Annotated in this window: 1 protein-coding gene; it reads left to right on the plus strand. The window is 74.7% G+C overall.

Going from position 1 to position 1,492, the window contains the following annotated elements:
* Nucleotides 1-247 precede the first annotated feature (247 nt).
* The coding region (locus tag ACWDCZ_RS41315; RefSeq protein ID WP_449818719.1) for a styrene monooxygenase/indole monooxygenase family protein at nucleotides 248-1,492 on the plus strand (1,245 nt) is incomplete at its 3' end.

The following is a 1,492-nucleotide window of genomic DNA, read 5'->3' on the forward strand; positions in this document are numbered from 1 at the left end:
GGCGGGCGGGGCGCGGCCGCGCTGGGTGCGGATCCGCCCGGAGGAGGTCAGCGGCCGGCGGCTGGTCACGGGGTGAGGCGGGGCGGGACCGGGCGCCGGTACGGGTCGTGGGCGAGCGTCCGTACGGGTCGGGAGCGAAGGCCGGTACGGCCCGTGGACGGGCGGCCCCGATGACTGGTAAGCAGGCCGGAGACGGCCGGTCCGTCCGGGCCGCCGTCCGGGACGTACCACCAGGAGAGCAGGGGCGATGCGCAGAGTTCTGATCGTCGGCGCAGGGCAGGCCGGACTCCAACTGGCCCTGGGGCTACAGGCGCACGGCTACGACGTGACCGTGTTGACCGACCGCGGCCCGGAGGAGGTGCGCGGCGGTCGGGTGATGTCCAGTCAGTGCATGTTCGACTCCGCGCTGCGCACCGAGCGGGCCCTCGGCCTGGACCTGTGGGCCGACCGGGCGCCCCGGATCGAGGGCCTCGGGGTGTCGGTCGCCGGGCCGGAGGCGGAGCGGGCGGTCGACTGGGTCGGGCGGCTGGACGCCTACGCGCAGTCCGTCGACCAGCGGCTGAAGATGTCCACCTGGCTGGAGCTGTTCGCGGAGCGCGGCGGCCGGGTGGAGCTGCGCCAGGTGACCGCGGCAGACCTGCAGAACCTGGTCGGCTCGTACGACCTGGTGCTGGTCGCCTCCGGAAAGGGCGCGCTGGCCTCGCTGTTCGAGCGCGACCACGAGCGCTCCCCGTACGAGCGGCCGCAGCGGGCGCTGGCGGCCAGCTATGTGCACGGGCTCGGTCCGCGCCCCGAGCACGACTACCCGGCGGTGCGCTGCAACCTGGTGCCGGGTGTCGGCGAGCTCTTCCTGGTGCCGGCGCTGACCGAGGCCGGCCCGTGCGACGCCATGGTCTGGGAGGCGATTCCCGGCGGCCCGGCGGACGCCTTCGACGGGATCCGCGATCCCGCCGAACACCTGCGGGTGACGCTGGAGTTGATGAAGGCCTTCACGCCTTGGGAGTACGACCGCACCCGCGCCGGCGTCGAACTCACCGACGCCGGAGCGACGCTGGCCGGGCGCTTCGCCCCGGGGGTGCGCCGTCCGATCGGCGAACTGCCCGGCGGTGGCACGGTGCTGGGTGTCGCGGACGTGGTCGTCCTCAACGACCCGATCGCGGGCCAGGGCTCCAACAACGCCGCCAAGTGCGCCGCCGGCTACCTGGAGGCGATCCTCGCCCACGGCGACAGGCCCTTCGACCGGGCCTTCCAGCAGGCGGCCTTCGACGGGTTCTGGCGAACCGCCGCCCCCTCCACCACCTGGAGCAACGAGCTGCTCGCTCCGCCGCCCCCGCACGTCCTCCGGATCCTCGGGGCGGGGGGTTCGCTGCCCGCCGTGGCCCACCGGTTCGCCAACGCCTTCGACTGGCTGGCACGCGGGGTGCGGCTCACCGAGCACGGCCGGGCGCTGCTGCCGCACGCCGAGGCGATGCTGGAACGGCTCGACACCACC

The sequence above is a fragment of the Kitasatospora sp. NPDC001225 genome (assembly GCF_053597855.1).